This window comes from Pseudomonas guariconensis (assembly GCF_040822035.1).
GTDB lineage: Bacteria > Pseudomonadota > Gammaproteobacteria > Pseudomonadales > Pseudomonadaceae > Aquipseudomonas > Aquipseudomonas guariconensis.
Genome location: NZ_CP162012.1, coordinates 3,421,478 through 3,446,437, shown reverse-complemented (window position 1 = coordinate 3,446,437; position 24,960 = coordinate 3,421,478). Strand labels below are relative to the sequence as shown.

The following is a 24,960-nucleotide window of genomic DNA, read 5'->3' as shown; positions in this document are numbered from 1 at the left end:
TCCTGCAGGGGTGGTGCCCGCTTAGGTAAACCGTGACCGAGCCTGATAACGATATGAACACCGCATTTCGCAAGAACCTGCCAGGCACCGACCTGGACTACTTCGACGCCCGCGCGGCCGTCGAGGCGATCAAGCCCGGCGCCTACGATGGCCTGCCGTACACTTCCCGCGTGCTCGCCGAGAACCTGGTGCGCCGTTGCGATCCGGCTACCCTCAACGCTTCCCTGGAGCAGTTGATCGAGCGCAAGCGCGATCTGGACTTCCCATGGTTCCCGGCGCGCGTGGTCTGCCACGACATTCTCGGACAGACCGCCCTGGTCGACCTGGCGGGCCTGCGTGATGCCATCGCCGAAAAAGGCGGTGACCCGGCCCAGGTCAACCCGGTGGTGCCGGTGCAATTGATCGTCGACCACTCCCTGGCGGTGGAATGCGGTGGTTTCGACCCGCAGGCATTCGAAAAGAACCGCGCCATCGAAGATCGCCGCAACGAAGACCGTTTCCACTTCATCAACTGGACCAAGAAGGCGTTCAAGAACGTCGATGTGATCCAGCCGGGCAACGGCATCATGCACCAGATCAACCTGGAGAAGATGTCCCCGGTCATCCACAACGATCATGGCGTGGCCTACCCGGACACCTGTGTCGGCACCGACAGCCATACTCCGCACGTCGATGCGCTGGGCGTGATCGCCATCGGCGTCGGTGGCCTGGAAGCCGAGAACGTCATGCTCGGCCGCGCCTCCTGGATGCGCCTGCCGGAAATCGTCGGCGTCGAACTGACCGGCAAGCTGCAACCGAACATCACCGCCACCGACCTGGTCCTGGCGCTGACCGAATTCCTGCGCAAGCAGAAGGTGGTCGGTGCCTACCTGGAGTTCCATGGTGAAGGTGCCCGCGCCCTGACCCTGGGGGATCGCGCCACCATTTCCAACATGGCGCCGGAGTACGGCGCGACGGCGGCGATGTTCGCCATCGACCAACAGACCATCGATTACCTCAAGCTGACCGGCCGTGAAGAGCAACAGGTCAGGCTGGTGGAAACCTATGCCAAGACCGCCGGCCTGTGGGCCGACAGCCTGGCCAAGGCCGAATACGAGCGTGTCCTGAGCTTTGATCTCTCGAGCGTGGTGCGCAACATGGCTGGCCCGTCCAACCCCCACGCCCGCGTCGCGACCAGCGACCTGGCCGCCAAGGGGATCGCCGGTGCCTGGGAGCAAGTCCCCGGGCAGATGCCAGACGGTGCGGTGATCATCGCTGCCATCACCAGCTGCACCAACACCAGCAACCCGCGCAATGTGATCGCTGCAGGCCTGCTGGCGCGCAATGCCAACAAGCTGGGCCTGACCCGCAAGCCGTGGGTCAAGTCCTCCTTGGCGCCAGGCTCCAAGGCCGTGCAGCTGTACCTGGAAGAAGCCGGGCTGGAGAAGGAGCTGGAGCAACTGGGCTTTGGCATCGTCGCCTTCGCCTGCACTACCTGCAACGGCATGTCCGGTGCGCTGGACCCCAAGATCCAGCAGGAAATCATCGACCGCGACCTGTATGCCACCGCCGTGCTGTCCGGCAACCGCAACTTCGATGGGCGCATCCACCCGTATGCCAAGCAGGCGTTCCTGGCTTCGCCGCCCCTGGTCGTGGCCTACGCCATCGCCGGCACCATCCGCTTCGACATCGAGAAGGATGTGCTGGGTGTGGTCGATGGCAAGGAAATCCGTCTGAAGGATATCTGGCCGAGCGATGCGGAAATCGACGCCGTGGTCCAGGCAGCGGTCAAGCCGGAGCAGTTCCGCAAGGTGTACATCCCGATGTTCGCCATCGAGCAGGACACCGGGCCGAAGGTTGCGCCGCTGTACGACTGGCGTCCAATGAGCACCTACATCCGTCGCCCGCCGTACTGGGAAGGTGCCCTGGCTGGCGAGCGTACGCTGCGTGGCATGCGCCCGCTGGCGCTGCTGCCGGACAACATCACCACCGACCACCTGTCGCCGTCCAACGCCATCATGCTCGACAGCGCTGCGGGTGAGTACCTGGCGAAAATGGGCCTGCCGGAAGAGGACTTCAACTCCTACGCCACCCACCGCGGTGATCACCTGACCGCCCAGCGCGCCACCTTCGCCAACCCCAAGCTGTTCAACGAGATGGTGCGCAAGGAAGACGGCAGCGTGAAACAGGGTTCGCTGGCGCGCATCGAGCCGGAAGGCAAGGTGACCCGCATGTGGGAAGCCATCGAGACCTACATGGAGCGCAAGCAGCCGTTGATCATCGTTGCCGGCGCCGACTACGGCCAGGGCTCATCCCGTGACTGGGCGGCCAAGGGCGTGCGGCTGGCCGGGGTCGAGGCGATCGTCGCCGAAGGCTTCGAGCGCATCCACCGCACCAACCTGGTGGGTATGGGCGTGTTGCCGCTGGAGTTCCTGCCGGGCACCAACCGCAAGACCCTGGACCTGGATGGCAGCGAGACCTATGACGTGCTTGGCGCGCGTACCCCGCGTGCGACCCTGACCCTGGTGGTGACCCGTCGTAACGGCGAGCGCCTCGAGGTGCCGGTGACCTGCCGTCTGGATACCGCCGAGGAAGTGTCGATCTACGAGGCGGGTGGTGTGCTGCAGCGCTTTGCCCAGGACTTCCTGGAAGCGACCGCCTAAACAGGAGCAGCACGGTCCTTGTGGGAGCGGGTTTGCCCGCGAAGCGTTCGATCAGGCAACACTGTTGCCCGTGCTCACGCTTTGGCGAGTAAACGTGCTCTCACAGGGGCGTGCAAACAGGAATTCGAACATGGCACATGTACCGCAAGTCAAGATTCCCGCAACGTACATCCGTGGCGGCACCAGCAAAGGCGTGTTCTTCCGTCTGCAAGACCTGCCCGAGCGCGCCCAGCAACCGGGCCCGGCGCGCGACGCGCTGCTGCTGCGGGTGATCGGTAGCCCCGACCCCTACGGCAAGCAGATCGACGGCATGGGCGGCGCCACTTCCAGCACCAGCAAGACGGTCATCCTCGCGCGCAGCACTCGCCCTGAGCATGACGTCGACTACCTGTTCGGCCAGGTCTCCATCGACAAGGCGTTCGTCGACTGGAGCGGCAATTGCGGCAACCTGTCGGCCGCTGTCGGTTCCTTCGCCATCAGCGCAGGCCTGGTGGATACGGCGCGCATTCCGCGCAACGGCATCGCCACCGTGCGCATCTGGCAGGCCAACATCGGTAAGACCATCATCGCCCATGTGCCGATCACTGACGGCGAGGTGCAGGAGACTGGTGATTTCGAGCTCGACGGCGTGACCTTCCCGGCCGCCGAGGTGCAGCTGGAGTTCCTCGATCCGGCTGCCGACGAGGAGGGCGGCGGTGGTTCGATGTTCCCCACCGGCAATCTGGTCGATGATCTGGAGGTACCGGGTGTCGGGACCTTAAAGGCGACCTTGATCAATGCCGGGATCCCGACCATCTTCGTCAATGCTGCCGATATCGGTTACACCGGCACCGAGCTGCAGGATGCCATCAACGGCGATTCTGCCGCGCTGATGCGCTTCGAGACACTCCGCGCCTATGGCGCAGTGCGCATGGGGCTGATCGAGCATGTCGACCAGGCGGTGGGGCGCCAGCACACGCCGAAGGTCGCCTTCGTCGCGCCGCCGGTGTCGTACACCGCGTCCAGCGGTAAGCCTGTCGAGGCGGGCGATGTCGACCTGCTGGTGCGCGCGCTGTCGATGGGCAAGCTGCACCACGCCATGATGGGGACTGCAGCGGTGGCGATTGGCACTGCCGCGGCGATTCCGGGCACGCTGGTCAATCTCGCCGCTGGCGGCGGCGAGCGCAGCGCTGTGCGGTTCGGTCATCCCTCTGGCACCTTGCGGGTTGGGGCCGAGGCGCGCAAGGTGGACGGTGAATGGACCGTGACCAAAGCGATCATGAGCCGCAGTGCTCGCGTGTTGATGGAAGGCTGGGTGCGCGTGCCTGGCGATAGCTTCTAGCACGTCGTTGGCGCTCGGCTTGCGTTGAGAAGGGGCTGCGCTGCGGCCCCCTATTCAAGGGAGCAGACAATGAGCGCCAACGTAGACCTCAACGACCGCCCGGACTACGACCGGGTCCTGCAGACCATCGCCGACTACGTACTCCACTACCAGGTCGAGTCGGTCGAAGCCCTGGATACCGCCCGCAACTGTCTGATGGACACCCTGGGCTGTGGCTTGCTGGCGCTGCGCTTTCCTGAATGCACCAAGCACCTCGGCCCGCTGGTGGAGGGCACCGTGGTCCCTCATGGCGCAAGGGTGCCCGGTACGACCTACCGGCTGGACCCGGTCAAGGCTGCCTGGGACATCGGCTGTACCGTGCGTTGGCTGGATTACAACGACACCTGGCTGGCCGCCGAATGGGCCCATCCCTCCGATAACCTGGGCGGCATCCTTGCGGTTGCCGACCACCTTTCGCAAAAACGCGTGGCCAACGGTGAATCGCCGCTGACCATGCGAACGGTGCTCGAAGCCATGGTCATGGCACACGAGATCCAGGGGGTGCTGGCCTTGGAAAACGCCTTCAATCGCGTCGGCCTCGATCACGTGGTACTGGTCAAGGTTGCCTCCACGGCAGTGTGCGCCAAACTGATGGGCGCCAATCGGGCGCAATTGCTCTCGGCCTTGTCCCATGCCTTCGTCGATGGCCAGGCGCTGCGGACGTACCGTCATGCGCCCAATGCCGGCTCGCGCAAGTCGTGGGCGGCGGGCGATGCGTCCAGTCGGGGAGTTCGCCTGGCCGATATCGCCATGCGTGGCGAGATGGGCGTACCGGGCGTACTCACGGCGTCGCAGTGGGGCTTTTACGATGTCTCGTTCAGCCATACCAACAAGGACTTGGCGCTCAAGCCCGTCGACCAGCGCACGTTGCGTCTCCCTCAAGCGTTCGGCACTTATGTCATGGAGAACGTGCTGTTCAAGATCAGCTTCCCGGCCGAATTCCACGCGCAGACGGCCTGTGAGGCTGCCGTGACGCTGCACCCGCAGGTGCGCAATCGCCTGCACGAAGTCGATCGCATCGTCATCACCACCAACGAGTCGGCGATCCGCATCATCTCCAAGGTCGGCCCCTTGGCCAATGCGGCCGATCGTGACCACTGCCTGCAATACATGACTGCAGTACCGCTGATCTTCGGCAACCTGGTAGCTGAGCACTACGAGGACGCATTCCATGCTGCCCACCCCAGCATCGATCGCTTGCGCGAGAAGATGGAAGTGGTCGAGGAGCCGCGCTTCAGCCGGGAATACCTGGAGGCGGACAAGCGCTCCATTGCCAATGGGCTGCAGGTGTTTTTCAAGGACGGGACCCATACCGCCCAGGTGGTGGTGGAGTACCCGATCGGCCATCGGCGGCGGCGCGGGGAGGGCATACCGCTGTTGGAGGCCAAGTTCAGGGAGAACCTGGCGACGCGGTTCGTGCGTCAGCGCTGTGATGAGATCTTTGCCTTGTGCAAGGATCAGGCGAGGCTGGAAGGCACAGCGGTGCAGCGGTTTGTCGATCTCTTTGTGATGTGAGCGCGCCTTGCCAGCCTCTCGCGGGTAAACCCGCACGTTGTTCCATCTGCTTGTGCCTGCCAGGCGTCCAGGGCAGTCAATGCAAGGCCCACAAAAAAGCCCCGGCATCTCTGCCGGGGCTTCTTATTACAGCTTGTAGCTTACAGCTTGCCGCTCATTACGCCTGGACCACTGGGATCTTGGCGTTGGCCGCCGCTTCGCGGAACTCGGCGATTTGGTCGAAGCTCAGGTAGCGGTAGACGTCGGCAGCCATGCTGTCGATGTCCTTGGCGTACTGCAGGTACTCTTCAACGGTCGGCAGCTTGCCGAGGATCGAGGCAACTGCGGCCAGCTCGGCCGAAGCCAGGTAGACGTTGGTGGCGTCGCCCAGACGGTTCGGGAAGTTACGGGTCGAGGTGGAGACCACGGTCGAACCGGTCTGTACACGTGCCTGGTTACCCATGCACAGCGAGCAGCCTGGCATTTCCATGCGCGCACCGGCTTTGCCGTAGATGCCGTAGTAGCCTTCCTCGGTCAGCTGGTGGGCGTCCATCTTGGTTGGCGGGGCCAGCCACAGACGGGTTGGAATGCCACCCTTGACCTTGTCCAGCAGCTTGCCGGCAGCGCGGAAGTGACCGATGTTGGTCATGCACGAACCGATGAACACTTCGTCGATCTTGTCGCCGGCGACGGTCGACAGCAGACGGGCGTCGTCCGGGTCGTTCGGCGCGCAGAGCACAGGCTCCTTGACGTCGGCCAGGTCGATCTCGATGACCGCAGCGTACTCGGCGTCGGCATCGGCGGACAGCAGCTGAGGCTTGGCCAGCCAGGCTTCCATCGCCTGGGCGCGGCGCTCCAGGGTACGGGCATCACCGTAGCCTTCGCTGATCATCCAGCGCAGCAGGGTGATGTTGGACTTCAGGTACTCGGCGATCGACTCTTCCGGCAGCTTGATGGTGCAACCGGCGGCGGAACGCTCGGCCGAGGCGTCGGACAGCTCGAAGGCTTGTTCGACGGTCAGCTCATTGAGGCCTTCGATCTCCAGGATGCGACCGGAGAAGATGTTCTTCTTGCCCTTCTTCTCGACAGTCAGCAGGCCCTGCTGGATGGCGTAGTAAGGGATGGCGTGGACCAGGTCACGCAGGGTGATGCCAGGCTGCAGCTTGCCCTTGAAGCGAACCAGTACCGACTCTGGCATGTCCAGCGGCATGACGCCGGTGGCAGCGGCGAAGGCGACCAGGCCGGAACCGGCCGGGAAGGAAATGCCGATCGGGAAGCGGGTGTGCGAGTCGCCACCGGTGCCGACGGTGTCAGGCAGCAGCATGCGGTTCAGCCAGCTGTGGATGATGCCGTCGCCTGGACGCAGGGACACGCCGCCACGGGTACGGATGAAATCCGGCAGGGTGTGGTGGGTGTTGACGTCGATCGGCTTCGGATAGGCCGCGGTGTGGCAGAACGACTGCATGACCAGATCGGCGGAGAAGCCCAGGCAGGCGAGGTCTTTGAGCTCGTCGCGGGTCATCGGGCCGGTGGTGTCCTGGGAACCGACGGTGGTCATCTTCGGCTCGCAGTAGGCACCTGGACGCACGCCCTGGCCTTCTGGCAGACCGCAAGCGCGGCCGACCATCTTCTGCGCCAGGGTGAAGCCCTTGCCGGTGTCGGCAGGCTGCTCTGGCTTCTTGAACAGATCCGAAGCGCCCAGGCCCAGTTCGGCACGGGCTTTCTCGGTCAGGCCACGGCCGACGATCAGCGGGATACGGCCGCCAGCGCGGACTTCATCCAGCAGGACTTCGGTTTTCAGCTCGAAGGTGGTGACCAGCTCGTCGCTGCCATGGCGGCGTACTTCACCTTTGAACGGATAGACGTCGATGACGTCGCCCATGGCCAGGTTGGTGCAGTCGAATTCGATCGGCAGGGCGCCGGCGTCTTCCATGGTGTTGTAGAAGATCGGGGCGATCTTGGTGCCGAAGCAGAAGCCGCCGGCGCGCTTGTTCGGCACGTACGGGATGTCGTCGCCGAAGAACCACAGCACCGAGTTGGTGGCCGATTTACGCGAGGAACCGGTACCGACCACGTCACCGACATAGGCGACCGGGAAGCCCTTGGCCTTGACCGCTTCGATCTGGGCCAGTGGGCCGACCGAGCCAGGCTGCTGCGGCTCGATGCCGTCACGGGCCATCTTCAGCATGGCAAGGGCGTGCAGTGGGATGTCAGGGCGCGACCAGGCGTCCGGGGCAGGGGACAGGTCGTCGGTGTTGGTTTCGCCAGGCACCTTGAACACGGTCAGGGTGTACTTGTCGGCGATGGCCGGGCGGGCGGTGAACCATTCGCCGGCAGCCCAGGATTCCAGGACGGCTTTGGCGTGAGCGTTGCCGGCCTTGGCTTTTTCAGCCACATCGTGGAAGGCATCGAACATCAGCAGGGTGTGCTTGAGCTGTTCGGCCGCGACGGCGCCCAGTTCGGCGTCATCCAGCAGCGCGACCAGCGTCTCGATGTTGTAGCCGCCCTGCATGGTGCCCAGCAGCTCGGTGGCATGCTTGCGGTCGATCAGCGGGGATTTGGCTTCGCCCTTGGCGATGGCGGAGAGGAAAGCGGCCTTGACGTAGGCGGCTTCGTCGACTCCTGGGGGAACGCGGTGGGTGATCAGGTCTACGAGGAAGGCTTCTTCGCCGGCCGGCGGGTTTTTCAGCAGCTCGACCAGGCCTGCAGTTTGTTCGGCGTTAAGCGGCTGGGGCACGATGCCCAGGGCGGCACGCTCTTCGATGTGTTTGCGGTAGGCTTCAAGCACAGTTATTACCCTCATCAGTGGTCCCTAAAGGGGAGTCCGGGACGCTCATCCAGCATTCTTTGCACCCATGCGCAATCACGGCTTTGTGGGCCGCCCAGCCAGGGTCGCAGAGAATCCTTACAGAAGCTGCTTTCAAAGTTTTACGCCTGTAGAACGGTGAGCTGATGAGGGCTGGCGCGGGCCATGCACGGTGGCATGCCCCGGCCAACGCCGTTCTACCGGATGAACTGTGCTCGTGACGCTTTGAAAACAGCTTCCAACGGACATTGGTGCCTTGAAAAGGCGGTGTGATTCTACGGGAAAAAAAGGGCGAACGTAAGGCGGCGCATACGACTTTAACGAGTGACCCTGCTTAGACAAAGGGCTAACATTGACGGGTGTTCCACCGCCAGGCTGTTGTCTGTACATGTCCAACCACTCCATCAAAACCCCTTGCGTAGGGCTCTGTTCCACGGTCTATGGCGACCTGGTATGCCGGGGTTGCAAGCGCTTTCATCATGAAGTGATCCACTGGAACGGCTACGACGAGGACGAAAAACGTGCCGTCTGGCAGCGCCTGGAGCAATTGCTGGTGCAGGTGATGATGGCCAAGCTGGAAGTGTTCGACAAACAACGCCTGCGCCAGCAACTGGAGCAACGTTCGATTCGTTTTCTGGCGCACCAGTCCGAGTATTGCTGGGCCTATCAGTTGATCGCCCGCGGCGCGCGCATGATCCGGGACCTGGAAGCCTACGGCATGGCCTTGCTGCCAGAGTTTCGCGACTGGGAGCTGCCGCAGTTGCGCGATGCCATTGACCGGGAGTTTTTCTTGCTTTCCGAAGCGCACTACCAACGCTACATCGCGCCGTCCTTTCTCAAGCAGGCGCTGGGTTAGCCCGCCGACCGCGAGCAGGGGCGCCGCGCAGGCGCCCGTCCAGCGAACTCAGTCGCCGCTGTATTCGCAGCCGCTGGTGCAGGTTTCATGGATGCGGACCTTCGACAGCTCCGGCAGCAGGGGCTTGACCTGGTCCCAGATCCACTTGGCGATCACTTCGCTGGTGGGGTTCTCCAGGCCTGGAATGTCGTTCAGGTAGTTGTGATCCAACTGTTCGTAGATCGGCTTGAAGATCGCCTTGATCTCGGCGAAGTCGCGGATCCAGCCGGTGTGAGGGTCGAGCGGCCCGGTCAGGTGCAGACCGACCTTGAACGAATGGCCGTGCAGGCGACCGCACTTATGCCCGGCGGGAACGTTGGGCAGGCGGTGGGCCGATTCGAAAGTAAATTCTTTGAAGATTTCCACGCTTTAGAGACTCTTGAAAACAATGCTGGCATGCAGTTTATCAGCATGCCCGTTACAAGGCTTGCAGCTGTTCATGCAGCCGCCCGGTGGTGATCAGCTCCAGCAGTTCGTCGCCCAGGCGCCGGCTCTCGGCAATGGCCTTGTACCAGTAACGCTTTCGCGCAGGTGCATCGTCCATGAAGCGTTTGAAGTCGTTGCGGTCTGGCAGCTTGCCGTAGGGCAGAGCGGCCAGGTACTGGGGCGATGGCGTCATCAGCAGCACGTTCTGCAGACGCGTGGCATCGCCGCGGCGCCAAGGCAAGGCTTTATCGAACCAGCCGGGCACCACTTTGTCAGTGAAGTGCGGGTAGAGCACAAGGTCGTCGCCCTGGTAGGGCAGGTCCAGGTGATAGTCGAGCAGGCCGCCGTCGCGGTAGGTGCCGGCGCCTGCGCCGGGAATGTCACGTACGCCTTCCATCACCATGGGGATCGAGCCTGAGGCGAGCAGGGCTTGGCGCAAGTTGGCCAGGTCCAGTGGCAGGCAGCGCGACGGGAAATCGGTCAGGGCGTCCAGCGGCGGCGCGGCACGCCCGTCGTGCAGGATGACCCGCTCGAAGTGCCGCGCCAGGCGCGAGCGGCCCAGCAGGTTGTTGGCGATCACCGAGGACAACCCCATGCCCAGGCGAGCGCGATGGTCGTCGGCGAGCAGGCCGTGGCTTTTGACCACCATGATGTTCAGGCGGTAATGCGGGTTGGCGAGTATCTGCCCATCGCGGCCTTGCAGCAGTTCATCGAGCATGCGCGTGCAGCTCTGGCTGACTTCGGTCGGCGTCACGCCTTTGGCAAAATTTTGCTCGGTGTACAACTCACCCAGGCGGCGCAGGCCATCGACGGGGTCGCTCAGGCAAGCACTGGCGAAGCGCCAGGCACCGATCGAGGCACCGATCAGTGCGCGTTGGCGCGGGGCCGAGGGCAGCCACTCACCAAACAGCGCCAGGTCCAGCCCTTGGATGCCCAGTGGCTTGGGGCCACCAGCGGCGCCTGGCAATACGCCCACATCGGCTGCCCGCAGGCCGCGCTCGCGGATCTGGCGCAAGGCGCGTTGGCCTGCCTTGAAGGTCAGGGCGGGGTACTTGATATGGATGGCGCTCATGACAGATCTCGCAGGCAACAAGCGGGTGATTATAAAGGGGATTTTCTGTATCGGCCTTTTCGCAGGCAAGCACGCGCCCACAGGTGTGGTCTGCGGGAGCGGGTTTACCCGCGAAATGGGAGACAAAGCTGCGCTATCATGCGGCCAGCTGTTTTCAGGTTGGATTAAGGACCGCGGGGTAATCTTAACCCCGTAGACAACTTGCTGATCTCGATGGAGAGAGAACCCATGAAAACTTTGACTGCCCTGTTCACTGCCGCCGCCCTCGCTTTCGGTGCCAATGCTGCCTTCGCCAAGGACGTTCAGCCCGATGAAGTGGTGAAGCTGGTCAATGCCAAGACCATCAAGTCCCTGGACGAGCTCAAGGCTGCCGCCGTAGCCAAGCACCCGGGTGCCACCGTGACCGACTCCGAGCTTGAGAACGAGTACGGCCGCTACATCTACAAAGTCGAGCTGCGCGACACCCAGAACGTCGAATGGGACGTGGACCTGGACGCCAAGACCGGTGAAGTCCTCAAGGACGAACGAGACAACTGATGAGTGATCTACCGCGAACGGCGCGCTACCTGGCCTTGGCCCTGATGGCCGCCTGTTCGCTGGCCGGTGCTAGAGATCTGGACCAGGATGAAGCCCTCGAACTGCGTCAGAAGGGCATCATCCTGCCATTGGAACACCTGCTCGAATCCGCCCTGGGACGTTATCCCGGGGCGCGTTTGCTGGAGGCGGAGCTCGAAGAGAAACATGACCGATACGCCTACGAGGTCGAGTTGCTGACCCCGGCCGGCGTGGTCCGGGAGATCAAGCTCGATGCCCGCACCGGTGAGCTGCTCAAAGACGAGGAAGACGACTGAATGCGCCTGCTGCTTGTCGAGGACAATGTCCCCCTGGCCGACGAATTGATCGCCGGCTTGCAGCGCCAGGGGTATGCCGTGGACTGGCTGGCCGATGGCCGTGACGCGGTGTACCAGGGCCAGAGCGAACCTTACGATCTGATCATCCTTGACCTGGGGCTGCCCGGCCTGCCGGGGCTCGAGGTACTGAGCCAGTGGCGCACCGCCAACCTGGCCACGCCGGTGCTGATCCTCACCGCGCGCGGCTCCTGGGCTGAACGTATCGAAGGGCTCAAGGCCGGCGCCGATGACTATCTGACCAAACCTTTCCACCCCGAGGAGCTGCAACTGCGTATCCAGTCGTTGTTGCGTCGTGCCCGGGGGCTGGCCAATCAGCCGACGCTGGAGGCCGCTGGCCTGCACCTGGATGAAGGCCGTCAATGTGTGATCCGCGAAGGTGTCGACATTCAACTGACTGCTGCGGAGTTTCGCTTGTTGCGCTACTTCATGCTGCACCCGCAACAGGTGTTGTCCAAGAGTCACTTGGCCGAGCACCTGTATGACGGCGAGACCGAGCGCGACTCCAACGTGCTGGAAGTGCATGTCAACCACCTGCGTCGCAAGCTGGGTCGCAGCGTGATCGAGACCCGCCGCGGCCAGGGTTACGTGTATGCCGGGAGCGCGGCGTGAGGTCGATCCAGGCACGCTTGAGCCTGGGTCTGGTGGCCGTGCTGGTGGTGGTCGGCCTGGTCCTGGCCCAGCTGAGTCTGTGGCTGTTCGAGGTCGGCTTGCAGCGTTACCTGGAGGCCGGCCTGCGCAAGGAGAGCGAAAACCTGCTGGTGGCCCTGGTGCGCGGGCCGTCAGGGCTGCAGCTGGACGAGCGACGCATATCGGCGGCCTATCAGCGCCCTTTTTCGGGCTATTACTTTCGCATCGACTTCGACCAAGGCACGTGGCGCTCACGCTCGCTATGGGACTTGGACATGCCCAAGCCTGCGGCTGCGGGGCTCGAGGATGGCCTTGAGCTAGGGCCGGAGGGTCAGCAATTGTTGACCCTGCGTGCAGACTACCGACGCCTGGGCCAGGACATCTCGATCAGCGTGGCCCAGGATTACTCCCCGGTGCGCGAGGGCTTCAGGCGCATGCAACAGATCGGTCTTGGCATGGGGCTGGTGGCGTTGGTGTTGGTGCTGGTGCTGCAGCGCCTGACCGTGACCCGCTCGCTACGCCCGCTGGAGCGGGCACGCCAGCAGATCGCTCAGTTGCAGCAAGGCCAGCGCTCCCAGCTCGATGCCCAAGTGCCCAGTGAGCTGCAACCTTTGGTGGACCAGATCAACCACCTGCTGGCGCACACCGAGGACAGCCTGCGCCGCTCGCGTAACGCCTTGGGTAATCTCGGCCATGCCCTGAAGACGCCGCTGGCGGTCCTGCTGAGCCTGGCGGCCAGTGAACGCCTGAAGGGCTTGCCGGACGTACGTGAGCAACTGCGCGAGCAACTCGAGCAGATCCAGCAACGCCTGGCCCGTGAACTCAACCGTGCGCGTCTGGCCGGCGACGCGCTGCCCGGTGCGCAGTTCGACTGTGACACCGAGCTGCCGGGCTTGCTCGGCACCCTGGGCATGATCCATGGCGAAGGGCTGCTGCTTGAACGCGACGTGCCACCGGGACTGTTGTTGCCATGGGACCGCGAGGATCTACTGGAACTGCTCGGCAACCTGCTGGACAACGCCTGCAAATGGGCCGACAGCGAGGTGCGCCTGGGTATCGCGCCGACGGTCGAGGGTTATCAGCTGTGGGTCGACGATGACGGCCCTGGCATTCCCGAAGCCGCGCGTCTGCAGGTTCTGGAGCGGGGCTCGCGCTTGGATGAGCAGGTCGATGGGCATGGCCTGGGCCTGGGTATCGTGCGCGATATCGTCGAGGCTTGGGGCGGGACGTTGGCGCTGCTGGAAAGCCCGTTGGGCGGTTTGCGGGTGAGTATCGCGCTGCCGCGCAAGGGGCGTTGAAGGCGCCACGGGCAGCACCTCGATTGGTTCACTGTGGGGCCTGCCACGGCCCATCGCAGGCTTCGCCAGCGCCCATGAGGACCACCGTCAGCCCTGTATTGGCCGGTAAATCCACTTCCACGAGGCCACCGTAACGCCTGGCACTGCAAAAAAATTGCAGTACAGCGGCACTTTTTTGAATTGGCCCGCTTGCTATCACACCCGGCACAATCGCCGCGATGAAACTTCGTGTTTCCATCTCCAGGGACGGAGCCATTAAGCTATTGCATTGGCAATACAAGCCCAGGCCCGTTCGGCTGGGCTTTCTTTTCAAATCAAGAAGAACACGATCGACTGCCCTGATGTCTGCCTCGCGTCCCGAAAACCGTCTGCAGCGCTTATTGCCTGCGCCCCTGAACATCCCTCCCAAAGAATGGTTGCGTGCTGGCCTTGGCGCGCTGCTTGGCCTGCTGCTTGCCGGAACCCTCGTCAGCCTGGCCTATGGTCCCTCGGTCGCCCTGCACCTGCTCGGCCCCCTGGCCGCCTCGGCAGTGCTGGTGTTCGCGGTGCATTCCGGGCCGTTGGCCCAGCCGTGGCCGGTGCTGGGCAGCTATGCCGTGGCCTGTATCGTGGGTTTGGTGATGCGTCATTACCTGGGCACTGAACTGTGGGTCGCAGCCAGCGCCCTGGGCCTGTCGATCGTGATGATGTGCCTGTTACGCTGCCTGCACCCTCCAGGTGGCGGGGTGGCGGTAGGTGCCGTGCTGGCGGACCCGGGGCTGACGGCGCTGGGCAACCATCTGCTCGAGCCGATCGTGCTCGATGCTTTGATCCTGATTGTCGTGGCGGTGCTCTACAACCGTCTCACCGGCGTGCGCTACCCCAAGGGCCCGTTGCCGCGCAAAGACCTGCACCACACCCACGATCCGCTGCCCAGCGAGCGGGTCGGGGTGAACAGCGAAGACCTGGATGTCGCCTTGGAAGAATTGGGCGAGTTCGTCGATGTTACGCGCGATGAGCTCGAGCGCATCATCCTGGCCACCGAGCAGCATGCCCTGCAACGCAGCCTGGGCGGTATCACCGCGGCCTCGGTGATGTCCCGTGACGTGCAGTTCGCGTCGCCGGCCACCACCTTGGAGCAGGCCTGGAAGATGCTTGCCAACCACCAGCTCAAGACCCTGCCTGTACTGGAAGGAGGGCGTTTGGTGGGCATTGTCAGCCTCAGCGACCTGGTCGGCCCGGCCATGGCCCGAGCACGTTTCAGTTGGCGTGGGCTGTTCCGTCGCCCGGTGGTGCATATGGAGCAGGTGATGAGCCGCCGGGTCATCAGTGTCAGCAGCCAGCATCCGCTCGATCGCCTGTTGCCATTGCTCAGCGAGCAGGGCCTGCATTGCCTGCCGGTGCTCGAGGATGACAAGTTGGTCGGCGTGATCACCCAGACCGATCTTATCGCCGGGCTCAAGCGGCACCTGCTCAACGCCGCCGCGCAACGTTCAGATAATCGGGTCCCAGCGCTGTGACCAATCGCTATCGCCGGTGGCCACCAGCCGGCGCAGCACATTGAAGGCTTGCTGCAAGGCCTCGCTGTCGCGCTTGCGGGCGTAGACAAGAAAGGTCGGGTAGGTGAATTCCGGCGCCTGTGGAACCCGCTCGACCACGCCTTTTTCCAGGTAGGCCTGCACCACCCGCGTCCGGAAATAGCCGCTACCCCCTTGCTCGAGGATGAACTGTAACGCCAAGGGGCCCAGGTTGAAGCTCAGCGCCGGGCGTGCGCAGTCGGGCAGGGCGGCATCATGCTGGCGACGGAAGGCCTCGCCCCAGTCGATGTAGATATAGGGCTCGGGTTGACCGACCCGGCGCACGCGGATCAGCTTTTCCTCCATCAATTGCTCCACCTGCAGCCCAGGGCCGTAGGTCGGCTGGTACACCAGCGCGGCATCGAGCAGGCCCATTTCCACCTTGCGCAGCAACGACTCGCCATCGCTCACCTCGCTGCGGATGGCGTGGCTGGGCAATTCCCGGTGCAGGGCGCTGACCCAGGCGAGCATCATCGGGTTGGCCAGGCTCACCTCGCCCCCCACGTGCAGCACTTGCTGGCACCCTTGGGGCAGCGGCAGGTCGCGGCGGGCGGCCTCCCAGGTCTGCACCATCTGGTTTGCGTAGATGATGAACGCCTCGCCGTCGCTGGTGAGGGTTGCGCCGTTGCGGCTGCGGATGAACAACTGGCAGCCCAGTTGCTGCTCGAGGCGTTGTACCCGCGCGCTGATGGCCGTCTGCGATACGAACAGGCGTTCGGCGGCGGCGACGAGGCTGCCGCAGCGCACGATTTCTAGGAAGGTACGGGCCTGGTCGATATCCATTGAAACGGCTCTTTGGCTCACGAGAAGCCCTATTCTAGGCCTCGTGCTGTAGCGGGGCGACAACCCCGTGCAATCTTGCATATCGGTTGCGACTTAAGTCCGATGGCGGGCGCGGGGTACCGGTCCATACTCGGGGTTCGCCCTTCAATAACAACAAGTACCGGGTTGCAAATCGCCATGACCTACCAGCACAGCTACGCCCACTCCATCGCCGACCCCGCTGCCTTCTGGGCCGAACAGGCCGAACACCTGGCCTGGCATCGCAAGCCTTCGCTGACCCTGCAGGAGAACCCCGACGGCACCCACCGTTGGTTCGCCGATGGCCGCCTGAACAGCTGCCACCTGGCCCTGGACCATCAGATCGAGCAGGGCCGCGGCGACCAGCTGGCGTTGATCTACGACTCGCCGGTGACCGGCGTGCAACAGACCTTCACCTACCACCAGTTGCGAGATGAAGTGGCCCGCCTGGCCGGCCTGCTCCGGCAGCTGGGCGTGGGCAAGGGCGATGGGGTGATCATCTACATGCCCATGGTGCCCCAGGCCGCCATGGCCATGCTGGCCTGCGCGCGAATCGGTGCCGTGCACTCGGTGGTGTTCGGCGGCTTTGCCGCCAACGAACTGGCCCTGCGCATCGATGACGCCCGACCCACGCTGCTGCTCACCGCCTCCTGCGGCCTGGAGTTCGACCGGGTGATCGAATACAAGCCGCTGGTCGATCGCGCTTTGCAACTGGCCAGGCACCAGCCGCGTCATGTCCTGGTGCTGCAACGCCCGCAGGCCCACGCCACCCTGCAGCCGGGGCGCGATCTGGACTGGCAGCAGGCGCAGGCCGGTGTCGACCCGGTGCCCTCGGTGGAGCTGGAGGCGGGTGATCCGCTCTACATCATGTACACCTCCGGCACCACCGGAAAACCCAAGGGCATCGTGCGCGAGAACGGCGGTAACGCAGTCGCCCTGTGCTATGCCATGCGGCACATCTACGGTATGCAGGCTGGGGACGTGTGGTGGGGCATTTCGGACGTGGGTTGGGTGGTCGGGCATTCGCTGATCGTCTATGGGCCGTTGATGAATGGCTGCACCACAGTGTTCTACGAAGGCAAGCCCATTCGCACCCCGGACGCCTCGGCCTATTGGCGCGTGGTTGAGCAGTACCAGGTCAATGGCCTGTTCTGCGCCCCCACCGCCATGCGGGCGATCCGCAAGGAAGACCCGGACGGAGCGCTGATCCGTCGTCATGATTTGAGCTCGCTGCGCCAGTTGTTCCTGGCCGGGGAGAAACTGGATTCGAGCACCCATCAATGGCTGGAGCGGGTCAGCGGCAAACCGGTGCATGACCATTGGTGGCAGACCGAGACGGGCTGGCCGGTCACCGCGCCCTGCGTCGGCCTGGAGGGCAGCGCGGCGCGGCCAGGCTCGAGCAATCGTGCGGTGCCGGGGTACAACGTGCAGGTGCTCGATGACGAGGGCCGACTGTTGGGGCCGAACGAGCAGGGCGCGATCGTCATTGCCTTGCCCTTGCCGCCCGGTTGCAGCCAGACCCTTTGGGGTGATCACGAGCGTTACCTGCAGGCTTACCTGCACCCCCACCCGGGTTACTACCACACCGGTGACGGCGGTTACCTGGACGATGACGGCTTTGTCTACATCATGGGGCGCACTGACGATGTCATAAACGTCTCGGGCCATCGCCTGTCCACGGGTGAAATGGAAGACCTGGTCGCCCGCCATCCGGCGGTGGCCGAATGCGCAGTGATCGGCGTTCATGACGAGATCAAGGGCCAGGTACCGCTGGCGCTGGTAGTGCTCAAGGACGGCGATGGGATCGGCGAGCAGCAGTTGCAGGCAGAGCTGGTGGCCAGCGTGCGCGAGCACATTGGCGCCTTGGCGTGTTTCAACCGCGTGCGTCTGGTCAAGCGCCTGCCCAAGACCCGTTCGGGCAAGATCCTGCGCGCGGTGCTGCGCAAGATCGCCGATGGCCAGGACTACGTGCCGCCTTCGACGCTGGACGATCCGGCGGTGCTCGTTGAAATCGAAGGGGTATTGGCGGATCTGCCCAGGGCGAGTTGACTGGGCAGTGCGAAGCGTGCGCTCAGTCAGGCCCGACCTGATGCAGTTGCCCCAGGCGGCTGCGGGTACGCATCAGGTCGGCGAGTGAGCCGCCCAGGCTCTCTGCCAGCGGCCGCGTGCCGATCACTGTCACGGTCTTGTCCTGGTCGTACAGCACGTCCACCAGATTGACGAAGCGTTGCTGCGCGGCCAGCGAGCATTCGGACAGGTCGTCCAGCCCGTCGATGATCCACGCGTCGAATCGTTCGGCCAACGCCAGATAGTCGATTACCGCTGTGGCCTGTTCGCACAGGTCGGCAAAGGCGAACATCACCGCTCGTCCCTGGCTGGCCAGGGCGCGCAGGTTGCGTTTGTTCACCTCCAGCAGGACTGGCTGCGCGACCGGAAGCGCCAGGCTCTGGCGCTGGTTGGCATCGCCAGGCCACAGGTAATGCCCTTGGGTGAAGCGCTGATGCGCGCGGTTCGCCGGCAGGCTGCGAAAGTCCGTGTCACCGCCGACTTCCAGCACCTGCATGCGGCTGTGGATCAGGCGGATCACCGGCAGGAAGCGCTCGTGATACAGCGGGTTGGGCAGCAGCCCCTCGGGGGCGTAATTGGAGGTCACCAGCAGGCACACGCCGCGGTCGAACAGAGCGTTGAACAGGCGGGTGAGGAGCATGGCATCGCCGATGTCATGGACATGGAATTCATCGAAACACAGCACTTGGCAGTGATCGAGCAGTTCGTCCAGCGTTGCGCCCAAGGCATCATTCAGCGCTCGGTTGCGGTGCATGCCCTGGTGCAGGCGGGCGAAGAAATCGTGAAAGTGCAGGCGGCGCTTTGCCTCGACCGGCACGGCCTGGAAGAACCCGTCGAGCAGCCAACTCTTGCCACGCCCCACCGAGCCATGCAGGTAGAGACTGCGCGCCTGGCCTTGTTCCAGCAGGGCCAGTTGTTCGGCCATGGCCTGGATGACGCGACGTTGCCCGTCGCTCAGCTGGTAGCCGCGGCTGTCGGCCTTGTCCTGAAAGAACGCCAGGAGTCTGTTGTCAGTGGGCGACTCGTTGCGCAAGCGCTGCTTGAAATGACGTAGCGGCATCGGAAGCCAGGCGGACACGTGCGGGTTCCTCGTTGCGAAGGCGGGCAGGGCAGCTTGCAGGAGGCTGGCGCTGTGAGCAATCGAGAATATGCCTAGGGATGATCGTGAAATGCGATGGGTCTAGGCGCTGGAGGCGTTGGAAACTGCGATAAATAAACAAAGCTTATTTGTGAAATACGATAAATCGATTTTTCTTATCCAGTGCAAATTGCTTCCATGCGCTCATGCATCACTCCTTCACAAAAACAAAACCGCCGGAGAAGATCATGACCAAAGCCGAAGCCCTCCCGCTCGCCCCGCCAGCCCTGGGTGAGCCCTACCTGCTGACGCCAGGCCCGCTTACCACCTCCAAGGCCACCAAAGAGGCCATGCTGCGCGACTGGGGCTCATGGGACGGTGATTTCAATCGGGTCACGGCCGAGGTTCGTCAGCAACTGTTGAGCATGGCCGGCGTGGAGGATGACAGCTTCGCCTGCGTCCCGCTGCAAGGCAGCGGCAGTTATTCGGTCGAGGCGGCCCTGGCCACGGCCATCCCCAAGGACGGCAAGGCCCTGGTCCTGATGAATGGTGCCTACGGCCAGCGCGCCAGCAAGACCCTCGAATACCTCGAGCGCGCCTACATCACCCTGGACAAGGGCGACTACCTGCCGCCCCAGCCGGATGAAGTCGATGCGCTGCTCAAGGCCAACCCGGACGTCACCAACGTCTTCATCGTCCACTGCGAGACCAGCTCCGGCATCCTCAACCCGCTGCGCGCCATCGCCGACGTGGTCAAGTCCCATGGCAAGAGCCTGATCGTCGATGCCATGAGTTCCTTCGGCGCCGTGCCCCTGACCGTTCAGGACATCACCTTCGATGTGCTGGTCTCGTCTGCCAACAAATGCATCGAAGGCATCCCGGGTTTTGGCTTCGTGATTATCCGTCGCAGTGTGCTGGAGGCCGCCAAGGGCCGCGCCAACTCCCTGAGTCTGGACTTGTTCGAGCAGTGGGCCTACATGGAGCGCACCGGACAATGGCGCTTCACGCCGCCGACCCACAGCGTGGTGGCCTTCCACAAGGCCTTGGAGCAGCACCGTGCCGAAGGTGGCGTGGCGGGCCGGCAAGCGCGCTACACGCGCAATCGCGATGTGCTGGTGGCCGGCATGCGCGAGCTAGGCTTCAAGACCTTGCTTGAAGACTGCTGGCTGTCGCCGATCATCACCACGTTCTTCAGTCCTGAGCATCCGAACTTCGACTTCAAGCGCTTCTACGACGAACTCAAGGCCCGCCAGTTCATCATCTACCCCGGCAAGCTGACCGTGGCCGAAAGCTTCCGCATCGGCTGCATCGGCCAGATCGACGAACACATCGTTCACCAACTGCTGCGTGCCATCGCCGACGCTCTTCTGGCGATGGGCGTGGACATGCAACGTCCAGCTGCCTGAGTCGGCCCTGTCGAGGCGGCACGCTTAGCTGCCTCGACGCTTTCCCATACCGTTGACCTGGATTCCTTGCGCGGATCTTGGGTGCCTGTTAGCGATTTCCGGAGCCACCACGATGCACTACGAACAGCCTTCCTCGTTGCAAGCCGCGATTCTCGACTGGGCCGGTACCGTCGTCGATTTCGGCTCGTTCGCGCCCACCCAGATCTTCGTCGAAGCCTTCGCCGAATTCGGTGTGAGCGTTTCCCTGGACGAAGCCCGTGGCCCGATGGGCATGGGCAAGTGGGATCACATCCGTACCCTGTGCGATGTGCCCGAGATTGCCGAGCGCTACCGCAAGGTGTTCGGTCGTACACCGACGGACGACGACGTCACAGCCATCTACGAGCGCTTCATGCCCCTGCAGATCGAGAAGATCGCCATGCATTCGGCGCTGATCCCAGGTGCCCTTGAGGCCATCGCAGCGGTGCGTGACAAGGGGCTCAAGATCGGCTCCTGTTCCGGCTACCCGAAAGTGGTGATGGACAAGGTTGTGGAACTGGCCAAGCACAACGGTTATGTCGCCGATCATGTGGTGGCCACTGACGAAACACCCAATGGCCGACCATGGCCCGCCCAGGCTCTGGCCAACGTGATTGCCTTGGGCATCGATGACGTCGCCGCCTGCGTCAAGGTCGACGACACCTGGCCGGGCATCCTCGAAGGCCGTCGCGCCGGCATGTGGACCGTAGCCCTTACCTGCTCGGGCAATGCCCTGGGCCTGTCCTACCAGGCCTACAAGTCGTTGCCGGCGGCCAAACTGGCCGAGGAGCGCGCGCGCATCGTCAAGATGTTCGAGCCGTCCCGTCCACACTACCTGATCGACACCATCGCCGATTTGCCAGGGGTGATCGACGACATCAACCAGCGTCTGGCCCGGGGTGAAACACCGCAAGCCTATTGAGCGGCGCACAACGACACCACACTCACAACCCCTACGAGCTAGAGCCAGGAGACACACCATGCGTTACGCACATCCGGGTACCGAAGGCGCGAAAATTTCCTTCAAGAGCCGCTACGGCAACTACATCGGCGGTGAGTTCGTTCCTCCGGTCAAGGGTGAATACTTCACCAACACCTCCCCGGTGAACGGCCAGCCGATCGCCGAATTCCCACGCTCCACTGCCGAAGACATCGACAAAGCCCTGGATGCCGCCCACGCCGCCGCCGACGCCTGGGGCCGCACCTCGGTGCAAGAGCGCTCCAATGTGCTGCTCAAGATCGCCGACCGCATCGAGCAGAACCTGGAGATCCTGGCCATCACCGAAACCTGGGACAACGGCAAGCCGATCCGCGAAACCCTCAACGCCGATATCCCGCTGGCGGTCGATCACTTCCGCTACTTCGCCGGCTGCATCCGCGCCCAGGAAGGCGGCGCCGCCGAAATCAACGAAAACACCGTGGCCTATCACATCCACGAGCCGCTGGGCGTGGTCGGGCAGATCATCCCGTGGAACTTCCCGCTGCTGATGGCCGCCTGGAAGCTCGCGCCGGCGCTGGCCGCCGGTAACTGCGTGGTGCTCAAGCCCGCCGAGCAGACCCCGCTGGGCATTGCCGTGCTGATGGAACTGATCGGCGACCTGCTGCCCAAGGGCGTGCTCAACGTGGTGCAAGGCTTCGGCCGCGAGGCCGGCGAAGCCCTGGCCACCAGCAAGCGCATCGCCAAGATCGCCTTCACCGGCTCCACCCCGGTCGGCTCGCACATCATGAAATGCGCCGCCGAGAACATCATCCCGTCCACCGTGGAGCTGGGCGGCAAGTCGCCGAACGTCTATTTCGAGGACATCATGCAGGCCGAGCCTGCCTTCATCGACAAGGCCGCCGAAGGCATGGTGCTGGCGTTCTTCAACCAGGGCGAGGTGTGCACCTGCCCATCGCGCGCCCTGGTGCAGGAGTCGATCTACCCGCAGTTCATGGAAGTGGTGATGAAAAAGGTCCTGCAGATCAAGCGCGGCGACCCGCTGGACACCGACACCATGGTCGGCGCCCAGGCCTCCCAGCAGCAGTTCGAGAAGATCCTCTCGTACCTGGACATCGCCCAGAAGGAAGGCGCCGAGCTGCTGACCGGCGGCAAGGTGGAGAAACTCGAAGGCAGCCTGGCCACCGGCTATTACATCCAGCCGACCCTGCTCAAGGGCAACAACCAGATGCGCGTGTTCCAGGAAGAGATCTTCGGCCCGGTGGTCAGCGTCACCACCTTCAAGGACGAAGCCGAAGCCCTGGCGATCGCCAACGACACCGAGTTCGGCCTCGGCGCCGGCGTATGGACCCGCGACATCAACCGCGCCTACCGCATGGGCCGCGGCATCAAGGCCGGTCGCGTATGGACCAACTGCTACCACCTGTACCCGGCTCACGCTGCGTTCGGGGGCTACAAGAAGTCCGGTGTCGGCCGTGAAACCCACAAGATGATGCTCGACCACTACCAGCAGACCAAGAACCTGCTGGTGAGCTACGACATCAATCCGCTGGGCTTCTTCTAAATCGCGTTGCCTTTTTCGCGGGTGAACCTGCTTCTGCAGTGCTTGTGCTGTGGGGCTGGGTTTACCCGCGAAAAGTTATCACCGCCTTAACGATTTCTCGTGGAGTCTTGATGAAAATCCGGTACAAGGTCAGCCTCGCCGCTGCCTGTGTGTTGTTGATCACCACCAGCCTGTTGTCCTTGGCCCAGGTCAGCCAGGTGCGCACGGTGCTGCGCACGCAAGCGGGAGAAAGCATCCTCGAATCAAGCACGGCCGTTGCAAGGCAGATCGAGAACTGGCTCAACGGCAAGCTGCACCTGATGGATTTGACGGTCCAATCCATCGCCAGCCCCGTCAGCCAGCAAACCGTCCAGCGCATCACCGATTCACCTTTGTTGAAGCAGGAGTTCGCACTGGTGTTCGGTGCCCTGCAGGTCGATGGCAAACCCATTGGCGACCTGGATGCCTGGAAACCCAAACCAGGTTATGACGGTCGCACGCGTCCTTGGTATGCGACCGGGGAGGGGAGCAGCCAGGCAGTGCTGACCGAGCCCTATCAGGATTCCTCAACGGGGAAAGTGTTGATCTCGGCTGTCAGCAGAATCACAGACGATGGGCGGTTTGCCGGTGTGCTGGGCGGCGATATCCATCTCGACACCGTCACCGAGGCCATCAATACCCTGGACTTCAGCGGCGCGGGCTATGCCTTCTTGCTGAACCAGAACGGCAACATCATTTCCCACCCCGATGCCCAGCTCAACGGCAAGCCCTACAGCGCGTTGTTCGGCGGCGCACAGCCGCCTTTGGAAAGCCAGCTTCAGTCGATCGAGGTGGATGGCAAGTCCTTGCTGGTGTCGTTCATTCCGTTGTCCAACCTCCAAGGCATGCACTGGTACATCGGCGTGGTACTGGATGAAGGCATCGTCATGGCCGCCAGTCATCAACTGACCTGGCGAGCGGCAGTCGGCACCGGATTGGGTGTGCTTCTGAGCCTGCTGGTGCTGGGCCTGTTAGTGCGGCGCTTGTTGTTACCCTTGGATCGGCTCAAGGCCTCGCTGGCCGACATGAACCGTGGTAACGGCGACCTGACGCGTCAACTACCGGTGTCCGGCAACGATGAAGTGGCGCTGGTGTCGGTGGAGTTCAATCAATTCCTGGGCAACCTCAAGACGTTGATCGGCGATGTGCAGCAGACCTCGCAACAGGTGCGCGAGAGCACCTCGGCTACTTCCCACGAGGCAAACCAGGCGGCCAGCCGCGTGCAATTGCAGTTGCAGGAGCTCGATCAACTCGCCGCCGCCATGAACGAAATGGCCTCCACCGCCGAGGACGTGGCGCGCAATGCCCAGGCCGCTGCCCAAGCCGCGGTGGCCGCACACGATCAGACTGAGAGCGGCGTGGCGCTGGTGTTGCGCTCGACCGGGGCCATCAACGGCCTGGCCGAGGAAATGAACACCACCGGGCAGGCCATCAACGAGTTGTCCACCCTAAGCCACAGCATCGAGTCGATCCTCTCGGTCATCACCAGCATTGCCGACCAGACCAACCTGCTCGCACTCAACGCCGCGATCGAGGCCGCGCGTGCCGGGGAGTCCGGGCGCGGATTCGCCGTGGTGGCCGATGAGGTGCGTTCGCTGGCTTCGCGCACCCAGCAATCGACCCAGGAGATCCGCCTGATGATCGACCAGTTGCAAGCGGGTGTGCGCCAGGCCCAGATGCGCATGCAGCAAAGTCGTGATGCCGCCAGCAAGACTGCCGAGGATGCCAATGCGGCCAATGAGACCCTCGGCCGCATTCGCGAGGCGATCTACCGCATCAACGACATGAACCTGCAGATCGCCGCCGCTGCCGAGCAGCAGAGCGCCACCAGCGAAGAGATCAACCGCAACACCACCAACATTCGCGACATCGGCCTGGAAGTGTCCGGCGGTGCGCGGCAGCAAGTCAGCCAGTGCTCGGTGATGGTCGACCATGTAAGTCAACAGGACCGCCTGCTCAGCCGCTTCCGGATATGAGCGGCCTG

19 protein-coding genes are annotated in these 24,960 nt (G+C 63.4%); 14 read left to right on the top strand and 5 right to left on the bottom strand.

All coding sequences use genetic code 11. The features are described from left to right. Positions 1-53: 53 nt before the first annotated feature. From acnD to prpD, 3 genes are all read left to right on the top strand, one after another. The gene (gene acnD / locus AB1N67_RS15805; RefSeq protein ID WP_043213999.1) at positions 54-2,642 is read left to right on the top strand and encodes a Fe/S-dependent 2-methylisocitrate dehydratase AcnD; all 2,589 of its coding nucleotides are present in this window, start codon (positions 54-56) and stop codon (positions 2,640-2,642) included. 130 nt (positions 2,643-2,772) lie between these two features. Next, on the top strand, positions 2,773-3,963 hold the full coding sequence (gene prpF, locus AB1N67_RS15800; protein ID WP_043213997.1) for a 2-methylaconitate cis-trans isomerase PrpF: 1,191 nt from the start codon (positions 2,773-2,775) through the stop codon (positions 3,961-3,963). Between the two features lie 69 nt (positions 3,964-4,032). Beyond that, positions 4,033-5,517 carry a 2-methylcitrate dehydratase gene (gene prpD / locus AB1N67_RS15795; RefSeq protein ID WP_367863183.1) on the top strand — a complete coding sequence of 495 codons (1,485 nt, stop codon included), beginning with the start codon at positions 4,033-4,035 and terminating at the stop codon, positions 5,515-5,517. A gap of 157 nt (positions 5,518-5,674) precedes the next feature. Here prpD and acnB read toward each other — a convergent pair whose 3' ends face one another. After that, positions 5,675-8,284, bottom strand: a complete 2,610-nt coding sequence (acnB, locus tag AB1N67_RS15790; protein ID WP_043213992.1) for a bifunctional aconitate hydratase 2/2-methylisocitrate dehydratase — start codon at positions 8,282-8,284, stop codon at positions 5,675-5,677. 406 nt (positions 8,285-8,690) lie between these two features. On the opposite strand from acnB, the gene AB1N67_RS15785 reads away from it, so the two are divergent. Next, on the top strand, positions 8,691-9,158 hold the full coding sequence (locus AB1N67_RS15785; RefSeq protein WP_043213991.1) for a DUF1289 domain-containing protein: 468 nt from the start codon (positions 8,691-8,693) through the stop codon (positions 9,156-9,158). A 48-nt stretch (positions 9,159-9,206) separates the two neighbouring features. Here AB1N67_RS15785 and queD read toward each other — a convergent pair whose 3' ends face one another. Beyond that, entirely contained in the window at positions 9,207-9,563 is a 357-nt protein-coding gene (gene queD / locus AB1N67_RS15780; protein WP_043213989.1) for a 6-carboxytetrahydropterin synthase QueD, read from the bottom strand. 52 nt (positions 9,564-9,615) lie between these two features. Beyond that, a complete protein-coding gene (locus tag AB1N67_RS15775; protein ID WP_043213988.1) occupies positions 9,616-10,695 on the bottom strand; it encodes a hypothetical protein in 1,080 nt (359 codons plus the stop codon). Between the two features lie 228 nt (positions 10,696-10,923). Between AB1N67_RS15775 and AB1N67_RS15770 the strand changes: the two genes are divergently transcribed. The 5 genes from AB1N67_RS15770 (at position 10,924) to AB1N67_RS15750 (ending at position 15,030) form a co-directional block, all read left to right on the top strand. Continuing rightward, entirely contained in the window at positions 10,924-11,232 is a 309-nt protein-coding gene (locus AB1N67_RS15770; protein ID WP_043213984.1) for a PepSY domain-containing protein, read from the top strand. After that, positions 11,232-11,546, top strand: coding sequence for a PepSY domain-containing protein (locus AB1N67_RS15765; protein ID WP_090346855.1), 315 nt, complete (start codon positions 11,232-11,234; stop codon positions 11,544-11,546). Before AB1N67_RS15770 ends, AB1N67_RS15765 begins: the two co-directional genes overlap by 1 nt. After that, complete coding sequence (locus AB1N67_RS15760; protein WP_070574033.1) at positions 11,547-12,215, top strand: response regulator transcription factor; 669 nt, start codon at positions 11,547-11,549, stop codon at positions 12,213-12,215. Beyond that, positions 12,212-13,531, top strand: a complete 1,320-nt coding sequence (locus AB1N67_RS15755; protein ID WP_043213977.1) for a sensor histidine kinase — start codon at positions 12,212-12,214, stop codon at positions 13,529-13,531. The genes AB1N67_RS15760 and AB1N67_RS15755 overlap by 4 nt, the downstream gene beginning before the upstream one ends. Before the next feature lie 341 nt (positions 13,532-13,872). Further along, positions 13,873-15,030, top strand: a complete 1,158-nt coding sequence (locus AB1N67_RS15750; protein WP_317847532.1) for an HPP family protein — start codon at positions 13,873-13,875, stop codon at positions 15,028-15,030. On the opposite strand, the gene AB1N67_RS15745 is transcribed toward AB1N67_RS15750, so the two are convergent. Continuing rightward, positions 15,004-15,870, bottom strand: a complete 867-nt coding sequence (locus AB1N67_RS15745) for a LysR family transcriptional regulator (RefSeq protein ID WP_090346853.1) — start codon at positions 15,868-15,870, stop codon at positions 15,004-15,006. The two genes, AB1N67_RS15750 and AB1N67_RS15745, sit on opposite strands and share 27 nt — an antisense overlap. 177 nt (positions 15,871-16,047) lie before the next feature. Between AB1N67_RS15745 and AB1N67_RS15740 the strand changes: the two genes are divergently transcribed. Beyond that, the gene (locus AB1N67_RS15740; protein WP_090346905.1) at positions 16,048-17,937 is read left to right on the top strand and encodes a propionyl-CoA synthetase; all 1,890 of its coding nucleotides are present in this window, start codon (positions 16,048-16,050) and stop codon (positions 17,935-17,937) included. A 22-nt stretch (positions 17,938-17,959) separates the two neighbouring features. On the opposite strand, the gene zapE is transcribed toward AB1N67_RS15740, so the two are convergent. Next, positions 17,960-19,033, bottom strand: a complete 1,074-nt coding sequence (gene zapE, locus AB1N67_RS15735; protein WP_043213971.1) for a cell division protein ZapE — start codon at positions 19,031-19,033, stop codon at positions 17,960-17,962. 248 nt (positions 19,034-19,281) lie between these two features. Here zapE and AB1N67_RS15730 point away from each other — a divergent pair, with 248 nt between their 5' ends. From AB1N67_RS15730 to AB1N67_RS15715, 4 genes are all read left to right on the top strand, one after another. Continuing rightward, entirely contained in the window at positions 19,282-20,439 is a 1,158-nt protein-coding gene (locus tag AB1N67_RS15730; RefSeq protein WP_289717608.1) for a 2-aminoethylphosphonate--pyruvate transaminase, read from the top strand. Between the two features lie 112 nt (positions 20,440-20,551). Continuing rightward, positions 20,552-21,379: a phosphonoacetaldehyde hydrolase gene (gene phnX / locus AB1N67_RS15725; protein ID WP_090346850.1), complete on the top strand. Its 828-nt coding sequence runs from the start codon at positions 20,552-20,554 to the stop codon at positions 21,377-21,379. A gap of 58 nt (positions 21,380-21,437) precedes the next feature. Next, positions 21,438-22,958 carry an aldehyde dehydrogenase family protein gene (locus tag AB1N67_RS15720; protein ID WP_102082827.1) on the top strand — a complete coding sequence of 507 codons (1,521 nt, stop codon included), beginning with the start codon at positions 21,438-21,440 and terminating at the stop codon, positions 22,956-22,958. A gap of 110 nt (positions 22,959-23,068) precedes the next feature. Continuing rightward, complete coding sequence (locus AB1N67_RS15715; RefSeq protein WP_253132593.1) at positions 23,069-24,952, top strand: methyl-accepting chemotaxis protein; 1,884 nt, start codon at positions 23,069-23,071, stop codon at positions 24,950-24,952. The last annotated feature ends 8 nt before the right edge of the window (positions 24,953-24,960 follow it).